At 39.5% G+C, this 17,129-nt stretch carries 14 protein-coding genes; 3 read left to right on the top strand and 11 right to left on the bottom strand.

The window, feature by feature from the left end:
- Nucleotides 1–102: 102 nt before the first annotated feature.
- The 10 genes from MSWH1_RS07075 to MSWH1_RS07030 form a co-directional block, all read right to left on the bottom strand.
- A complete protein-coding gene (locus MSWH1_RS07075; RefSeq protein ID WP_048127303.1) occupies nucleotides 103–717 on the bottom strand; it encodes a hypothetical protein in 615 nt (204 codons plus the stop codon).
- Between the two features lie 151 nt (nucleotides 718–868).
- Nucleotides 869–1,135 carry a S24 family peptidase gene (locus MSWH1_RS20770; RefSeq protein ID WP_369798584.1) on the bottom strand — a complete coding sequence of 89 codons (267 nt, stop codon included), beginning with the start codon at nucleotides 1,133–1,135 and terminating at the stop codon, nucleotides 869–871.
- Nucleotides 1,136–1,668: 533 nt separating this feature from the next.
- Nucleotides 1,669–2,304, bottom strand: coding sequence for a TasA family protein (locus MSWH1_RS07065; protein WP_048127300.1), 636 nt, complete (start codon nucleotides 2,302–2,304; stop codon nucleotides 1,669–1,671).
- Between the two features lie 874 nt (nucleotides 2,305–3,178).
- Nucleotides 3,179–3,799 carry a hypothetical protein gene (locus tag MSWH1_RS07060; protein WP_048127299.1) on the bottom strand — a complete coding sequence of 207 codons (621 nt, stop codon included), beginning with the start codon at nucleotides 3,797–3,799 and terminating at the stop codon, nucleotides 3,179–3,181.
- 325 nt (nucleotides 3,800–4,124) lie between these two features.
- Nucleotides 4,125–5,207: a DUF5305 family protein gene (locus MSWH1_RS07055; protein ID WP_048127297.1), complete on the bottom strand. Its 1,083-nt coding sequence runs from the start codon at nucleotides 5,205–5,207 to the stop codon at nucleotides 4,125–4,127.
- Nucleotides 5,208–7,042: 1,835 nt separating this feature from the next.
- Nucleotides 7,043–8,488: a 2-oxoacid:acceptor oxidoreductase family protein gene (locus MSWH1_RS07050; RefSeq protein WP_048130282.1), complete on the bottom strand. Its 1,446-nt coding sequence runs from the start codon at nucleotides 8,486–8,488 to the stop codon at nucleotides 7,043–7,045.
- Nucleotides 8,489–8,490: 2 nt separating this feature from the next.
- A complete protein-coding gene (locus tag MSWH1_RS07045) occupies nucleotides 8,491–9,546 on the bottom strand; it encodes a 3-methyl-2-oxobutanoate dehydrogenase subunit VorB (RefSeq protein ID WP_048127296.1) in 1,056 nt (351 codons plus the stop codon).
- Nucleotides 9,547–9,568: 22 nt separating this feature from the next.
- Entirely contained in the window at nucleotides 9,569–9,817 is a 249-nt protein-coding gene (locus MSWH1_RS07040; protein WP_048127294.1) for a ferredoxin family protein, read from the bottom strand.
- A 499-nt stretch (nucleotides 9,818–10,316) separates the two neighbouring features.
- Nucleotides 10,317–11,990 carry an AMP-binding protein gene (locus tag MSWH1_RS07035; RefSeq protein ID WP_048127293.1) on the bottom strand — a complete coding sequence of 558 codons (1,674 nt, stop codon included), beginning with the start codon at nucleotides 11,988–11,990 and terminating at the stop codon, nucleotides 10,317–10,319.
- 176 nt (nucleotides 11,991–12,166) lie between these two features.
- A complete protein-coding gene (locus MSWH1_RS07030) occupies nucleotides 12,167–12,721 on the bottom strand; it encodes a helix-turn-helix domain-containing protein (RefSeq protein ID WP_048127290.1) in 555 nt (184 codons plus the stop codon).
- Nucleotides 12,722–13,482: 761 nt separating this feature from the next.
- Here MSWH1_RS07030 and MSWH1_RS07025 point away from each other — a divergent pair.
- Nucleotides 13,483–15,105: a PKD domain-containing protein gene (locus tag MSWH1_RS07025; RefSeq protein WP_231585637.1), complete on the top strand. Its 1,623-nt coding sequence runs from the start codon at nucleotides 13,483–13,485 to the stop codon at nucleotides 15,103–15,105.
- A gap of 201 nt (nucleotides 15,106–15,306) precedes the next feature.
- Here the strand turns inward: MSWH1_RS07025 and MSWH1_RS07020 are convergent, their stop codons facing one another.
- On the bottom strand, nucleotides 15,307–16,122 hold the full coding sequence (locus MSWH1_RS07020) for an alkaline phosphatase family protein (RefSeq protein ID WP_048127284.1): 816 nt from the start codon (nucleotides 16,120–16,122) through the stop codon (nucleotides 15,307–15,309).
- A gap of 209 nt (nucleotides 16,123–16,331) precedes the next feature.
- Here MSWH1_RS07020 and MSWH1_RS20500 point away from each other — a divergent pair, with 209 nt between their 5' ends.
- Nucleotides 16,332–16,460: a hypothetical protein gene (locus MSWH1_RS20500; RefSeq protein ID WP_255350492.1), complete on the top strand. Its 129-nt coding sequence runs from the start codon at nucleotides 16,332–16,334 to the stop codon at nucleotides 16,458–16,460.
- Nucleotides 16,461–16,610: 150 nt separating this feature from the next.
- Nucleotides 16,611–17,009 (top strand): hypothetical protein, encoded by a 399-nt coding sequence (locus MSWH1_RS19960; protein ID WP_231585636.1) that lies wholly within the window; start codon nucleotides 16,611–16,613, stop codon nucleotides 17,007–17,009.
- Nucleotides 17,010–17,129 lie beyond the last annotated feature (120 nt).

The raw sequence follows: 17,129 nt of genomic DNA, 5'->3' as shown, positions 1-17,129 counted from the left end.
ATACCAGCTTATCTACTATTCTTGACTGAAACTTCAATATAGATCAAAGGCAGGGATAATTAAATATCCGGTATAAAAGTTCTACAGCCCAGTTTTTTCTAGTTATATTGATGTGTAATTTTTTACAGACCCGTCTCCCATAGTTATATTGATAGTTAATGGAATAAGATATGAAACATCACTATCAAAATATGATTTGAGATTTACCATGCTGTTGGAATGAAAAGAATAGTTAGTGCCATCAATAAGTTCTCCTGACGATTTGCTGCCGTTAAAAAATTCGCTTTCTTTTATTGTTATCTTTGTCAGATTGCTGTTATTAATCTGAGAACTATTCCAACATACATGAATTACATCAATAGTTAGATTCGAAGTTCCCTTTATGTCAAGTTTCCAGTAAGATTGCTTTTCTTTATCAGAAGGGATCACAAGGACGCTATTTAATAATTCAAGCAAGTCAGCTTCACTATTAGCAGAGAAGCCACTATTATTAAAAGATTCATTAGCGTTAAAGAAGTCAATTTCGTTGATCGCTTTACTTTCAGCAGAAGAAAGACTAGAATTCCATACCCCAGCGATAATTGTGTTTCCGGCACAGGATTCAATATCAGAATAATATGCTAAAGTGCTGATGTCGTCGCTGACACATATATAATTTAGTGATAAAAAGGAACTAAGCAATAAGCAAAAAAGTATGAATTTATTTGTAGCCTTCATCCCTATTTCTCCCCATTTCCCATTAAATTCCTTATCTCTTGAATTATCAGGAAAGTAGCTGGTGCAATAACAAATATAAAAAGTCCTGTTAAGGTATTGGCAAAATGTATAAGAGTGCCGAAATAAAGAATTTTAAAGCGCATAACTCCGATTACGTCTTCAGCTGCCACAATGTAATTGTCCGCATTTGCGCATGCATCTCCTTTTGTTCTAAACCTTCAGGTGCAAAATTTATTACTCTGTGTGTGATTATGGATGGAGAGGAGCTATCCTCAAAATGGTAATAGTATGCTACGATGGTCCCCAATTCAATGGAAGTCTCCCTGGAACTAATAACAATAATATCATCTGAAGTTATCATAGGTTCCATGCTTGTACCCGTTACAGTTATAAAATAAAGCGAGCCAATTGGAATCATGGTGTCGATAATAGAGACTATCAAAATGATCAGCAGAATTACATAAAGTCTATCTCTTGTGTTCAGATTATTTTGAAACAGTTTGTACCATAAATGAGTATTAAAATTTTGGCTTTTCGTCATAATCTATGGATAAGATGATTTTTAACTCAAGATCACGTTGGTTTTTATGATAATACCCACACAAAACAACGGATCTCCAAAATCACAATCTGGATTATGAAATTATCCTTCAGACTTTATTTAAAAATTTAGATTACAATTTATATTGCATCTAAGAAAGCTCTTTGGCAAGACAGATCCTCTATGTTTAATTAAGTAATTGTAATACGATATTTTGAATGTTTTTACCTAGTAATTAAATTTAAATAGTGGGTTAAACCCACTATTTTAGGACTTAAGCAGTTGAATTAAATACCACGAGCAAGAAATACTTAACTGTATAAATTTAAATAATGTTGACGAGGCCGCATGCACATGATTTTCTAGTTCAAGTGCGTAAGTTCTATATTTGTTATTATTATTTATTCGTCTTAATAATCCATGTCAGCCTGTTCAAGAGTGAACGAAACATCAAAGCTAACACTGTCTCCCTGAATCGTGTTACCAGCCTCAGTTGGAATTCTCCACTTGAAAATAATATCGCGTTGAACATTAGGATCCATTGATACTATGGCCTGATCAAAATCATTTGAACCATACAAGTTTACTTTAGCGAAATAATTTCCTTCAACTGGGGAGGCAGGTGCTGTAACAACAGTTTCATCTGATCTCAGTACAATGTCATTTTCAGTAAGTGTTCCTGAGCCATCTACGTCGATAAATACTAACATCTCTGCTTCTGCTCCGAGTTCTCCAGGAGTACCATCCTGCTCATACTCAGTACTTCCTGTACTTTCCGTATTTGTGATTTCGGAAAACGTGACATCCAGTTCTCCAGCAAGAGATCCATTATTTCGGATTGTCTGAGTTTCTGTGCCGGAATCCCCAGGTTCTTTGTTACTAAGTGTAAATTGAGCATTAGTTAAATTAAGGTCAAGAGTTCCTGCAGTAAAAGTATTATCATCACTTCGCTCTGTATCCTGGAAATATGCCCATGTCGAAGAGCCTGTTATAACACTGACCAGGCCAATGATAAGCACGCTCAAAAGCATTTTTTTGTTTAACATTTGTTTATACTCCTCATATTTATTAAAATATTATTTTTATTAATATTCCAAGCTCAAAGTGTTTGTTTATAAAAGTTGTAGAAAGGAAGGAATTGAGATTAAAGTGTTTTTTCTCATACCATGGCGATTGTTGGAATATATGGGGTGCTTATCCGACCCCCCATAGTTTTTACATCTGTTAAGCTATGCACACTTAACAATTACTAAAACACTTCAAACAGTTATTAAAACACTTCCATAATATTTATAATTTGTCAATAAATTTTTATTGATCTGGGGGAATAAATCTGTTTTTCAGGCTCTAATAAAAAAAATGAAAAATGGTATCGATTGGTATTTAATTTCAAATTAAATTACCTAAGAGAGTGTCTTAAAATTAAATTTAATTCTACAATAGTAACAGTAATTACCATTTGAACTGAAAAACAATGTCATAAAACTATTAAATGTCTAAAGTGTAAATTTTAACAATGATGTATAATGTATTTGCTTTCATATATCGAACATGTATTTGCTTTCATATATCGAACGAGTAAGCCTGATGTAATAAATTTAGAGTCTAATTTAAAGTCAGCAATGACCACTATCCAAATGTAGAAACGGTTTGAATTTTAAAACAGAATCTAAAAGCTTCCGGTTTTCTCCGGCTTAATTTTCCGATCCCTTCAGGTATGCGATATCCTATTATCCAACTCCCTCAGCTTGATTTTCGCATTTTGGGTTGAGGTGACAGAATCTACTATAAAATTAACTTAATACAAAAAATAATTTAGCAAAATCAACAATTGAAAATATATAAAAGTTGACGTTTATATTCCACGAAACTAAAGACTTTGTAACTGTAACAAAATAAATTAGGCATGTTTTTAATAATTCACATAGCTGTGATAACTTCATCTACTATAGCTCTGTCTCCCTGAAGTTCATTTCCAGAATCAGGATCGAATAAGAGAGTCATATTAATATAAACAACTTCATCAGGAGATAATTTATTATTACCATTGACTTTAACTCGACCAATTTGATTAAGATCATCGAGATCAACGTAGTCATTTCCGTTAAGATCAGTGTAAAGATTGAGGATGTTAGTATTATTATATCTCATTTTAGTTACTTGAATCCACTTACTGATTTCAGTCTCCCCTCTGTTAGTTCCAGCTTCATTAGTTATCCCAAGCAGAATTTCAGAGTCTCGCTCAGCATCTGTATCGTCACTAATTTCACGGTTAGTAACGATAACTTCCAAATAGACGTCATTCGATTCCATAGAATCTGGATTATTGTGAATTAATATTGATTCTTTTTTGGCAAGACCCGGAGGAACATTATCAAAGTTGAAACTGCGACTGATATTAATATCCAGAACTTTTGCGGTAAATTTATTATCTTTGCTTATTTCTGTATCGCTGAAATATGCCCCTGTTTCAACACCTACTATAACTAAAATTACACCGATGATGAATACACTCAAAATCATTCTTTTGTTTTCCATCATTATGCCCTTCTTGCGCTTATACCCATAATTTTAGAATGGAGATAAGTTCTCGTCTTAATTTGCTTCTTTAATAGTAATTGAGATCAATCCATATTTCGAAATATATGACAAAAATATTGCATATTTTCCTGGTTGTAAAATTCTCCCTAGAATTTGAAGAGGATACTTCAATTCATCGGTTTCTGGTTTTTATACAAATATATAGTTAAAGTGATATATTAAACAAAAGAATATCATTTAAGAATGACAAAAATATAACTTATAAATTTCAGTTTGGGAATTGATCTATAGTTTCATTTCCTCCAATAACTATTCTTGGCTCTCGTCAGTTTTCATTTTCACTTTCTTTTAAAGATATATCAAAGAAAATATATAGTACATTATCATGAATTATGAAATACGCACCAGATTCAATATCATTGACTACACGTTCATTCATATCAACAGCAGCATCCACAAGGTCCTGGAGTGAATATATCTCAACTTGCATAAGAGAATCCCAGTTATCTGGAACTTTGCCTTTGCTAATAAATTTTATAAAAGGTAAATATTTTTGTTCTTTTTCTAATTTTTTAATTAATTCGGGATCAACTTTAGTCATTTTTGTGCATGGAATAAGTGCCCCTATTAGAATTGTGCTAAGCAGAAATAAGGAAAGAGGCAGTTTAATTGCTGATACGGAAGGCTCTTTTTTAACCTGAAATTTTTTATATGTATCAGTACTTTCGTTAAATTCCAGTTTTTCAGGCATCTTATAATATGCAGAATTGATCACCAAGGGTAAAGCAAAATCTGTTGTATTGTTAATTTCTTCTCCGTTTATTTCTCCCTTATAATTAACATGAGTAACAATTTCAATAGTTGTATCTGATGAATATTTTATCTGGTCCTGTATTTTTGTTACCTTTGACTGAATTTCCGACACATTAAGGGAAAATTCATGGATAAGTACATCTTTATTTCCAATGTTAACATATCCCATCTCTTCCACGGGAAACTCCTTTTCCCATACTATTTTTTGACTTTCTCCTGAGTTCTCCCTACTGGTTGCAACAACAACAGTTTCACATTCTACTCGAAGATTGGTCGAATCTGTAGCATTTAGGTTGTATGCAAATGAAACATCAAGAGTAGGAGACACGGCAAAAAAATACATTGGTTTTCCCATTTCAAGTCTGGTTCCTTTAGAATAGAGTGGATTTATCTCTGTTACAGGGGCTGTATATGTATATTTTCCGTGTTGTGTATAGGAAGAAATCAATTTTTCTTGTTCTTCGTGCACATCTTGTGTATATGTTTCATAAACACAAGAGCTGGATAATATTATTGCCATCCCTAATACAACAATAAATATTCTGGAATTGTTTATTAATGTATTTTTCAGTTTAAGGAACAATATTTCCAGCATATAATCTCCTAGGTAACATATAGTAATTTTTTAGTAAGTTATACCCAGCCAAGTACTTAAATTTTCCCATACAGTTTAGCACGTTATTTTTATGGCTCTTCGCTATTTTGGATGAGTTGAAAATAATTGTTTAGTTGGAAAGTAGTCAGGCCAAAAAAAACATCAAATTTGAATGTGATTTTCAACAACAAATGTTTCTAAATTTTAGATATTCTACTTCAACATTTAGGGATGAATAGAAGTTACCCACTCAAAACAGCGAAGAGCCATATCTTTTGTAGTTATGAAAAAGCCTGGACGAAAGATCAGTCGATCAATCACCCAACTTTAAAGTGAAAGGCCTTCCATACCGGGAAAACTAAAACGAAGGTATTCATTTCACAATTAACGAAAAAGAAAAAACTGATTTTATATGTGTATCTCATTTCTTATGGAAACAGAGAGGTGGAGACTTCACGTTTAGACTGTATAAGGTTCTGAACTACCCTTTTAGATTTATTTTCGATATGATCTTACTTTCTGTGTATATGTATCACACTTCTAATGGAGAACGGTATCAAGATCGTGAGCGTTTTAAAAGCAGTGAACTATCCCGCCTTAGAGTTAAACAGGAGAGTTTCACCTTATTTTAAGGATATTAAAAATTTGTTCATCATAGTAATTTTTAATGATATCAAAAAAATATAAAGTGGCTGATTTTTTTGAGCGGTTATAATATATATGTCTACATGATTATAAAATAAATGTAGATTGAGTGTTAAAGGGTTTCTTCTCAATCTAAGGTTGGATCGCAGGTAGGGATCTCGAGAATAGGGACTCGGCCCCTACCAACTACTTCTGAACAAATAATCATCTTTTAACAGTAATTGAATTTAGCTGACAACTGTTTCACATAAAATAATTACTCACTAATTATTTTTTAAAATATTTGTCTCTTTTTCATAATGTCTTCGGCTTAAATAAGCCTTATGATTGTTCCAACAATTCTGGTTTATAGTTGGATTATAATTGCATTGAAATTTTCAATGGCATTAAAAGTTCAATTGCAACGAAAACGTATAGCCAATTTGAAAATTAGAATTAAAAAAGGTTTTTTGGATCGGTTATGATATATATTACCGGATCGTTATAAAATATAGTAGATTGAGAGTAATAGGGTTTCCTCTCAATCTAGGGTTGGATCGCAGGTAGGGACCTCGAGAATAGGGACTCGACCCCTACCATCTACTTTTAAAATAACAATTAATTCTAAACACAATTCTTAAATTGTATTTACTTGCAAATTAATTTTCACTATGACGTACTATTTTTTACAATGTCTTTATTTTAAATAAACCTTATGACCGTTCCTAAATCTCTGATTTTCTTTAATTAGTATGCTTACCGGCTGTTAGAAGTCCTTTTGGTAACAGTCCTTTTGCTAACAGTCCTTTTGCTAACAGTCCTTTTGCTAACAGTCCTTTTGCTAACAGTTCTTTTGCTAACAGTTCTTTTGCTAACAGTCCTTTATTTCAGCTAAGCTCCTGTTGAGCTTCTACCCTACTACGAGAAGTCAAAAAAGCATATCACAGAGCATCATATCACAGACACAGAGCATCATATCACAGAAGGTGATATAAAGAACGGCAAAATAAAGCTGGAGAGGTGATGAGTTGGATTTTGCCGTTCTACATAAATTACGACTTTTTTCAACTATTTTTATGTTTCCTTTTGCCTCATTACCGGCAAGAAGATTACAGACGGATTTAACTTATTTCTCCGCCTGCTTGTTGCTGAAATTTTTTGCCTTTGAAATATTTACCTTTTGAAATATTTACCTTTTGAAATATTTACCTTTATACCTTAACATTTTCTCTTGCCCACTCTGCCCCGGCCTCGAACACCTGCTGGTTGAATGCAATAACCTTTGGTTTACCTGCAAAGTTCTCGGCAAGAGCTTCTTTGAAGGCTTCTTCTTCAAGACCTGTTGCGTTCAGACCCAGAAGGACTCCAATCATAAAGGAGTTTGCAGCTCTTTCATCGCCTGCTTCCTTGGCTTTTTCGGTTGCCGGGACTGAAACGACTTTTACGCCTGCAGGAGTCTCAGCTTCACCTATGGTCGAATCGTAGAGAATAAAGCCTCCTTCTTTTACTGCCCCTTCAAATTTCTCAAGGGAGGGGCGGTTCATGGCTATAAGGATGTCTGGGGTGTAGACCGTAGGAGAACCTATTGCCTGGCCTGAGATCACGACCGAACAGTTTGAGGTTCCCCCACGCTGTTCCGGACCATAGGAAGGGAACCAGGAGGCGTTAAGGTTTGCCTTGACTCCAGCCTGTGCAAGGATAAGCCCCATACTCAGAACTCCCTGACCACCGAAACCCGCAATCTTCGTCTGGATCGGAGCAAAGTCTGCTCTGATGGGTTTTTCCCCGGCTCCGGCTTCAATCCCGTAAAGTTTTTCCAGGGATTCCGTTGTGAAGTCGCTTACGCCCCTGTGGAGGATTTCGGCTTCTGTGGAGTTATCTCTGAAGTTCTTAAGTGGGAATTCCTTTTCCATTTCTTCATTGATGAATGCTATAGCCTGTTTGGCATCCATCCTCAAATTTGTCGGGCAGGCTGCAAGGACTTCCACAAAAGCATAGCCTTTGCCGTCGCGCTGGATCTCCATAGCTTTCCTGATAGCCTTTCTGGCTTTCCTGATATGAGAGATGTCCGAGACCGAAACCCTTTCAATGAATACCGGGGCTTTCAGGTTGGATAAGAGTTCACACATGTGCAGCGGGTAGCCTGCAAAACGAGGGTCACGGCCTTGGGGGGTGGTGGTGGTCTTTTCCCCTATAAGGGTCGTAGGAGCCATCTGCCCGCCTGTCATGCCATATACGGTGTTATTTACGAAAAAGACTGCAAGCTTTTCGCCCCTGTTTGCTGCCTGCAGAGTCTCGTTCAGGCCAATTGAAGCAAGATCTCCGTCGCCCTGATAAGAGATAACCACAGCATTTTCTTCAGCCCTTGAAACACCTGTCCCTACTGCAGGGGCACGGCCGTGTGCAACCTGAATATTACCTACATCAAAGTAATAATAGGCAAAGACTGCACAGCCCACAGGACTGATCATAACTGTCCTGTCCTGGATTCCGAGATCATCAATCGCTTCAGCGATGAGCTTGTGCAAAACCCCGTGTCCGCAACCAGGGCAATAGTGGGTGGCTGTTGGAGCTGCACCCCCTTTGCGAGGGTATTCCGCGTACAGGGCTTTTGGCCTTCCGATAACTTTTTCTCCGTTAATAATTTCTGCTGCCATTTTCATGCCTCCCCTGCAACCTTTCTGATTTTGTCCATAATCTGGTCAAGGGTAATCAGGTTTCCTCCCATGCGATTTACCAGTTCCACGGGCTGTGAACATCTAATAGCAAGCCTGATATCGTCTATCATCTGCCCGTTGCTCATCTCCACAGAGATGAAGGAACATCCCTTATCTGCAAGGGCTTTCAACTGCGCCTCCGGGAACGGGAAAAGAGTTTTGGGTCTGAAAAGCCCTACTTTTATTCCTGCCTGCCTGGCAAGATCTACGGCTGACCTGCAGATCCTGCTGCTTATACCGTAAGAGACAAGCACAATTGAGGCGTCCTCGGTCATGTATTCCTCGTAGTCAACCTCATTCTGCATTATAACCTCGTACTTTGCCTGCAACTTCTCATTGAACTGCCCGAGTTCATTGAAGTCCAGGAAGATTGAGGTTATCAGGTTAGGTCTGGTTTCTGCCGTTCCGTTGACTGCCCAGTTGGCATCGATTTTCGGGGAAAGAGCTTTTTTTGGGAACTCCAGGGACTCGATCATCTGCCCGAGCACTCCGTCAGCAAGCACGACTGCAGGATTCCTATACTTGAAAGCCAGCTCAAAGGCTTTCATAGTAAAGTCGCACATTTCCTGCACAGAATTGGGAGCAAGCACAATGGTCCTATAATTTCCGTGCCCTCCACCTTTTACGACCTGATTATAGTCTGCCTGCTCAGGCCCGATGTTCCCAAGCCCCGGTCCTGCCCGCATAACATCCACGAGTACACAGGGCAATTCTGCACCTGCAAGGTAAGAAACTCCCTCCTGCATCAGGCTGATTCCAGGCCCTGATGAGGATGTCATGACCCTGTGTCCGGCTGATGCTCCTCCGAAAACCATGTTAATTGCGGCTTCTTCAGATTCGGCCTGAACAAATTTCCTGCCAATTTTCGGGAAGTAACTGGAAGCATCGTGCAGTATCTCACTTGCCGGAGTTATAGGGTATCCAAAGAAACAATCACAGCCAGCGTAGAGTGCGCCGACGATTACTGCAGAGTTGCCTTTAATGAGTTGTGTTGCCATCTTTCTTCCTCCTTATCCTGCCTTATTCGGCTTCCTCCTTTTTCAGGGGAATATGGATTTCCAGTGCCAGGGGTTCAGGGCAGGTATAGTAGCAGCTCGCACAACCTGAGCAGCCTTCTCCTTTATACTCTACGTAGTGGTAACCCCGCGCATTCAGGTTCTCACTCATGAAAAGTACGTCCTTCGGGCAGGCAAGAAGGCAGCGCCCACATGCCTTGCATTCCAGAATATTAATAACAGGGTACGGTTTTTTTATATCAGTTTTTGCCATATAGAATCCTCACGCTATTCTTCCAGTCCCTGTTTTTCTCCAGCCGATATTGTATGGCAGACAGGAGAGCCAATCATTTTTAAGGGGCTTTCTGAATTCTGATATGTTCTCGAATTCTTGAATTATAGTATCACTTGAATTACAGTATCTCTTGAATTACAGTATATTTTTGAGAGTAAATCCGAACTATATATTCATTGAGCAAACTTTTCAGAAAAAGTTTAAGGTACTTATTTCTTTTCTTCCTTTTCCTTTTTCTGATTTAATCAGGACTTTATCTTCGCTTTCACGGAAGGAAACGAAAAAACTGTAGCTTTGTTATTTAGTCTTCTTGAACAAAGCGCACAGCTATAACCCATAATTAGTATAACCCACAAATTAGTCCTCTTGAGCACAGCGAAAAGGACCGCGTACTGTTGCGATTACATCGCAACTCCCAGAAAATCTCCGATTTCCTGCGATCCCAAAGCGCAATTCGGGTGAGGCGCAATTTGGGTGATTATTGTTTTTGATCCTGATCACGGATTTCTATCCTGCGGATTTTTCCACTGATGGTCTTTGGAAGTTCGGGGACGAATTCTACAATCCTGGGATACTTATAAGGAGCCGTGACATTTTTTACATGATTCTGCAGCTCTTTCTTAAGAGCTTCGCTCGGCGTGTAGTCCTTTGTAAGCACAATGGTTGCCTTGATGACCTGACCTCTGACAGGGTCGGGAACGCCCGTGATTGCACACTCCAGAACAGCAGGGTGCTGGATAAGGGCACTTTCCACTTCAAAGGGCCCGACCTTGTATCCTGATGTCTTGATGATATCGTCAGCCCGTCCCACAAACCACAGGTATCCGTCTTCGTCCATCCAAGCCATATCTCCTGTATGGTAGTAGCCGTCGTGCCAGGTTTCCACCGTCCTTCCGGGATCTTTTCCATAGTGGGCAAAGAGCCCGACAGGTTTTCCGTCCTTTGTGTTGATTACGATTTCCCCTTCTTCTCCAACATCACAGATCTTACCGTCCCTGTCCATAAGTTCAATCTTAAACCCTGGACTGGGCTTTCCGATAGACCCCGGTTTTGGTTCCATCCAGGGGAAGGTCGCAATGGAAACAACGGTTTCGGTCTGCCCGAACCCTTCCATAAGTTTAATTCCGGTGAATTCAAGGAAGCGGTTAAAGACTTCAGGGTTGAGAGGTTCGCCTGCAACTACTGCATACTGCAGAGTACTGAAGTTATAATGGGTGAGGTCTTCTTTAATCAGGAAGCGGTAGATCGTGGGCGGGGCGCAAAAGGTTGTAACGCCATATTTGGAGGCTTTTTCAAGCATGTTTTTGGCTTCAAACCGGTCGTAGTCATAGACAAAGACCGCACAGCCAGCTATCCACTGCCCATAGAGCTTGCCCCAAACACATTTACCCCAGCCGCTGTCTGCAACGGTGTAATGCAATCCGTCATCCTCCACATTCTGCCAGTATTTTGCGGTCAGGATATGTCCCAGAGGGTAGGTGTTGTCATGTTCTACCATTTTTGGGAAACCGGCGGTCCCGGAAGAGAAGTAGGCAAGGCAGATGTCTTCGTTCTTTGTTGCAGCTTCGCCCGTAGGGCGTTCGAAGATCGAGGAAATTTCCTCAAGTTCCTTTCTAAAATCAATCCAGCCTTCCCGGGCTTTCCCTCCCACCACGGCTTTTTTGAGAGGGACATCCCCGCATTCTAAATGGGCTTCATCAACCTGTTCAGGGACATCGTTCTCTGATATGCATACAATCATCTTTAATTCAGCTTTTTCAATTCTGTACACGATGTCCCGGGTTTTCAGCATATGGGTTGCAGGAACAGCAATAGCTCCAAGTTTATGGAGAGCCAGGATGCAGTACCAGAATTCGTAACGGCTCTTTAAGGTCAGCATTACATAGTCGCCTTTTCCTATGCCATATTTTGCAAAGAAATTTGCAGCCTTATCGCTGTAGTACTTCAGGTCTTTAAAAGTAAACCTTCTCTCTTCCCCGTTGTCATCACACCAGATCATGGCAAGTTTCTCAGGAGAATCTCTTGCATAGGCATCGACCACATCATAGGCAAAGTTGAAGTTTTCAGGGACAAGGATATTGAAGTTTTCCCGGAAATCCCCATAGGATTCAAAATCGGTTTTGGAAACGAATTGGCTCAGCAAGGAAGTCATTTTAGTCACCCGTTTTATTTGATTTTCTCTACATATTTTATAGTTCTTCAGGCTTCAGGAGGCTGATTTAAGTTTCAAAAACTCCCAGAGTTTTTTTTCCTGTATTTCGAATTTTTTATGCGGATTTTGCGTGAATTATTCAGGTCTGCATTAATCCGGTTTACATTTGATTCGAGTTACATAATAACTGCCAAGAACTTAGCGGGTTTTCCTTCTAGGGCTTCCATGGCATGTTCATAGTTGGAATCAAAATAAATGGAGTCTCCTTCATTAAGGACAATTTCATTATTATGGATGTAGACTTTCAGGCTTCCCTCAAGCACATAGTTGAATTCCTGTCCCGGGTGGGAGTTAGTATCAGGTTTTGTTCCCTGAGATTTGGGTTCGACTATAACAATGAAGAACTCCGCTTTTTTGTGGATAAACTTTTCAGCCAGGTTCTGATATCTGTACTGTTTTCTCCTTTCAACACTTACCCCTTTTCCATCCCTTGTGACTGTAAAAATATTCATGCGAGGCTCTTCTCCTGTCAGAAGAGTAGCCATGTCTACCTGCAACCTGTGTGCAATTTCAAAAAGTATGCTTGCTGGAATGTCCTCTGTTCCGTTTTCGTATTTCTCATAGGTCTCAGCCGAGACCTGAAGATACCCTGCCATTTTTTCGACAGAAATTTCGGACAGTTCCCGCAGTTCACGGACACGGGCTGCAATTTCCTTTATTTTTTCCTGCATAATAAATCTTCTCCAGCTTGATTTATTTGAGAAATCTAACTTTAATATTTACATAAAAACCTTTGTGCTATACCCAGGATTACCTGAACCTGTTAGAAAAAAAGTTTTTCCAGAAACATTGAAAATTATAATAAATATACATTACCATCTATCGTTAACATTCATCGTTACCATTCGTCAACTACCCCTGAGCTAAACAGGTCGTTCGACAATTCAATTCCATGGCAAAAACATGTAAAAAAAAAGGGGAAATACACTTATATACAACTCTATGTAACCCAGTACAATCATATGCATCAATAGATATCTATACATCAATAGGTGTCAATATACGACTCTGTAGCCAAAAAAACTGGGTTTTTTTACATATCTCACTTTCCGCAGATGTACACAAATAGGCAATTTATTGCTGATTTATCCAATATTCTCAATATTATGGCAAGTTGATTTTTAAGCCATGGTCATATTGAGAAAATTAGTGGCATTTTTGTGGACTTCTGCGGAAGGTCGGACATATTATTCGTTGCCATTATTTTTCCCAATTTGATTATATATTCAATCTAATTTTTTACTGATTTTAATTTTAATCTCTTTTTTCTAATATTTCTTTAAACCAACAATTTTATATCCTTTCCTTATAAAAACTTATTAAGTAATTTTTTGAATATATAATAGGGGTTTAGATGGCACAAACACAAACCTTCAGACGAACCTGCTTTTTACTGGCAATTTTAATTTTTATTTCAGTCTCGGAGACTGGAATGGCATCAGAATTTCGTGTTTGGCCGGGAGAATCCATCCAGAATGCAGTAGATGAAGCATATTCTGGAGATATTATCCTCGTAGAATCCGGAGAATTTAAAGAGAGTGTCTACGTTAACAAGGATAATTTAACCATAAAGTCGGCCTCTGGAAATCCTGATGATACATTTATTGCGGGGGAAACAGTCGGAAATTACGTTTTTGAAATTGTTGCCAATAATGTAAAGATCAGCGATTTTTCGATAACTAACGGCAGATGTGGAGTTTTCCTTAACAATGCTGAAAACTGCATAATAAATGGTAACAAAATTTCAAACCAGGAAGCAGGTATTTATCTGTTCAAATCTGACAATAACCTGTTAAACAACAATATGGTATATTCAAACCTGGACTGCGGCATCAAACTTCTGGCTTCTTCAAATAATGTAATCCGCGGCAACTACTTCGACAACGCAGAAAATGCCAGGGATTATAAGTTCAATGTCTGGAATGAGAGTAAAGGTAATTACTGGAGTGATTACGAAGGAACGGATGAAAACGGAGACTGTATAGGAGATGCTGCATACCCCATCAACCCTAAAGCCGGAAGTATGGATTACATGCCTTTAATGAAGTATGTTCAAACACCTCCGATACTGCCCAAAGCTCATTTCACTTCAGATGTAACAGAAGGCTCTATCCCCCTCTCTGTCAGATTCAAGGATTTTTCCGAAAATGCCACCTCGTGGTTGTGGGATTTCGGAGATGGTAACACCTCAAGTTATCAGAATCCTCAGCATACTTATCCCAGTGAGGGAAATTTTGTTGTTTCTCTTACTGTCAGCAACGAGAACGGTAGTGATTCGGCATCTGTAACTATATATGTTTTAAACGCTTCCGAACCATCCGGTCCCATACTTCCTACAGCTCAATTCATTTATAACACCACAAGCGGCCATGTCCCTCTTGTCATAAAATTCGTTGACATTTCCAAGAACGCAGATTGTGTTACGTGGACCTTCGGGGATGGCAAAACATCCTGCTGTCCGGAGCCTGCACATACTTTCTGCGGTCCCGGGAGTTATACAGTCTCCCTTGCAGCTATAAATGAAAATGGAACTTCTTCAGCATCTATAGTCGTAACTGTCCTGCCAGCTAACGAAGAAAATGTTGAGGCTGCTGACAGTATCGGAAGTTCAGATGTTGCGGAAAACTCTTTAAACACAGGGAGTAACTCTGATAATACAGAATGTGCCACCTGTAATGATGATGAATCTGTCGATGCTAATAATATTATTGATTCAGAAGGAACTGAAAATTCAGAATCAAAGTCTGACAGCGGAGACAAGGGTATAGGGAATGCCAGGATTGTCCACATGGAGGAGGAACTTGAGGATATAAAAGATTCCGTTATCTCCACTACCAACTCAAAGATTCTTACAGAAACTGGACTGTCCCTGGAAAACGAAACTCTCAAGGTTCAGAAAAACGTTGAAGATTTTGTAGATGATTCCTTACCAGAGTCTGTAGGGGATTCCTTGCCCGAAATGAAGACAAGAATCACCCCCTGGATTCCCTCCTTCCTCGGACTTGCCGGAATAATGTTCATTGTTTCTTTAATGAAAAGAGGCAAAAAAAGATGAAAGTGATATCTACTGAGGAAAGAGATCTACCGAGGAAAGAGATCTACTGAGGAAAGAGATCTACCGAGGAAAGAGATCTACTGAGGAAAGAGATCTACTGAGGAAAGAGATCTACCGAGGAAAGAGATCTACCGAGGAAAGAGATCTACCGAGGAAAGAGATCTACTGAGAAAAGATATCACTGAGAATGGGATAGCATTCTCAGCAGCAGCCCACAATCAGGGCAACATAGTTTTCTTCATGGTTTTTGATTTCTTCGCACGTGGCATTTTTTAACCACTTTTTTCCACCGTGAACAGCATGATCCCCGCAGATGAAGAAAATGGTCCCTTTTTCGGCATTCCGAAATATCGCTTCAAGATTTTTATCGATGGCTTTTGCTGCTTTTTTCATTTCATTCCAGGTCTCTACCCTGTGGGAGTAACGGTCAAGAGCTCTAAGATGTACAGCCAGAATATCGGGCTTTTCATTGAGAGATTGTAAAGCATACTCTGTTATCTGGCGGTCATAATCAAGGATGTCTTCGGAATTAGGAACCCCGTAAAAGTCCTTTATTCTGCCCCTGAAACTCTCGGCTCCTTCAGTCTCGATCACAGCAGCAACTTTCATCCCCGCCCTGTAAGCCCATTCCATGATGCTTTTGAGCTTTGGATTTTCAGAGTTCTTTGAGGTCTCAGCATAGATGTCCGCTGTTGAGTAGATTTTATGCTCCTCGGGCAGGTAGCCAGTGAAGATGGATGCAATTGCAGGGGATGTGATGGTTGCCGGAGACCTGCACTTTAACAGGAGCCCTTTTTCGGCAAGCTCATGCAGGTTTTTCATTACCGAGGAGAGGTGCCAGTAGAGAGAATATCCAAGGCTGTCAACTACAATAATAACTGCTCTTTTGCAGCCTCTCTCTTTCGCATATTCTTCTATTTCAGGAATCACCCTCCCTGAAGGTGGAACCATCGGAATTTTCAACAACCTCGAAATCGTAGGGGCAATATCAATGGTACTGCATTCAAGAACTTTCATAGAGTCTCCAGCCTATCTATTTGGCAGGGCAGTTTATATGTGTTTCCGGTAATGCCTATTTTAGACCAGTTTCTTTTCAAACTTCTGCTCCATAGTTTTGGAAGTTTTTCATCAATTGTTGCAACTCCCGGTTATTGCAACCTTTTTTTAAACGATACACGAATAAATTATTCTGAATAGGAGACAGATCAGTTTCAGGACGAGGAATATTGGGCAAAGAATATGAAGAACCTGCTGGAGAAGAGCTTGCTGAAGAAGAGCTTGCTAAAGAAGAATTTCCTGGACAGAAGGAAGAATTCTCCGAACTTATAAAATATACAGTTCCAGGCTACGTTTAAGGTCTCCTTGCAGGAGTTTTTCTGGATTTTCAGGGTTACCAGCGGAACGCTGCAGGGCAGTGGCTTGTCAGGACCCTTGCCGGAGAAGGAGAAAGTATCTTCGAAGGGATCTTTTCCATCCGCCAGCGCCTTCGGAAGACTGAAGGGAGTATGGCAGAAGCCTACGGCTGGGGTAAACTTTTTGGGATTGCCATTCCCTGGATAATAGACCTGGGAAGCCGACTTGCCGGTGTAGACGTCTACAGTATCGAGGGTTTTTATATCCCCTACTTCTATGCCCTGAGCGACCAGATAGGAGCCAACGTATCAGACATGTTTTTCCTGCGGCGGGCCGAAGGGTCATGGAAAGCCGGACTTTCCAGATATGTCCACCACCCGGTCATGCTGGCAAGTCTTTTTGTAATCATAATTGTCCCTATTGGACTGCTTGGAGCAAGAGTTATGGGTTTCAGCCCGACAACACAGACCTATACCGCCCTTGAGACAATTGCTGCAAATCTCTGCTGGATCCCGCCGCTTGTTGGATGGCTAAATGAGAAGTATCGCTGAATCATTTATATATGAGTGACAGTTGCAGTCAGGTTTTATATATGGTTATCTACTACATATGTAGTGTAAATACTACATATGTATCCAAGAATTCGATATGCAATCCATGTGTTACGAGGG

It is taken from the genome of Methanosarcina sp. WH1 (genome assembly GCF_000970005.1).
Taxonomy (GTDB): Archaea; Halobacteriota; Methanosarcinia; order Methanosarcinales; family Methanosarcinaceae; genus Methanosarcina.
The sequence above is the reverse complement of the archived record's forward strand: the minus strand, read 5'-3'. Positions and strand labels throughout refer to the sequence as shown.

Bases quoted from the DNA above. Each gene is read 5' to 3' on its own strand.
- MSWH1_RS07075 (WP_048127303.1), bottom strand. From the start codon at position 717: ATGAAGGCTACAAATAAATTCATACTTTTTTGCTTATTGCTTAGTTCC.
- MSWH1_RS20770 (WP_369798584.1), bottom strand. From the start codon at position 1,135: ATGATTCCAATTGGCTCGCTTTATTTTATAACTGTAACGGGTACAAGC.
- MSWH1_RS07065 (WP_048127300.1), bottom strand. From the start codon at position 2,304: ATGTTAAACAAAAAAATGCTTTTGAGCGTGCTTATCATTGGCCTGGTC.
- MSWH1_RS07060 (WP_048127299.1), bottom strand. From the start codon at position 3,799: ATGATGGAAAACAAAAGAATGATTTTGAGTGTATTCATCATCGGTGTA.
- MSWH1_RS07055 (WP_048127297.1), bottom strand. From the start codon at position 5,207: ATGCTGGAAATATTGTTCCTTAAACTGAAAAATACATTAATAAACAAT.
- MSWH1_RS07050 (WP_048130282.1), bottom strand. From the start codon at position 8,488: ATGGCAGCAGAAATTATTAACGGAGAAAAAGTTATCGGAAGGCCAAAA.
- MSWH1_RS07045 (WP_048127296.1), bottom strand. From the start codon at position 9,546: ATGGCAACACAACTCATTAAAGGCAACTCTGCAGTAATCGTCGGCGCA.
- MSWH1_RS07040 (WP_048127294.1), bottom strand. From the start codon at position 9,817: ATGGCAAAAACTGATATAAAAAAACCGTACCCTGTTATTAATATTCTG.
- MSWH1_RS07035 (WP_048127293.1), bottom strand. From the start codon at position 11,990: ATGACTTCCTTGCTGAGCCAATTCGTTTCCAAAACCGATTTTGAATCC.
- MSWH1_RS07030 (WP_048127290.1), bottom strand. From the start codon at position 12,721: ATGCAGGAAAAAATAAAGGAAATTGCAGCCCGTGTCCGTGAACTGCGG.
- MSWH1_RS07025 (WP_231585637.1), top strand. From the start codon at position 13,483: ATGGCATCAGAATTTCGTGTTTGGCCGGGAGAATCCATCCAGAATGCA.
- MSWH1_RS07020 (WP_048127284.1), bottom strand. From the start codon at position 16,122: ATGAAAGTTCTTGAATGCAGTACCATTGATATTGCCCCTACGATTTCG.
- MSWH1_RS19960 (WP_231585636.1), top strand. From the start codon at position 16,611: ATGGCAGAAGCCTACGGCTGGGGTAAACTTTTTGGGATTGCCATTCCC.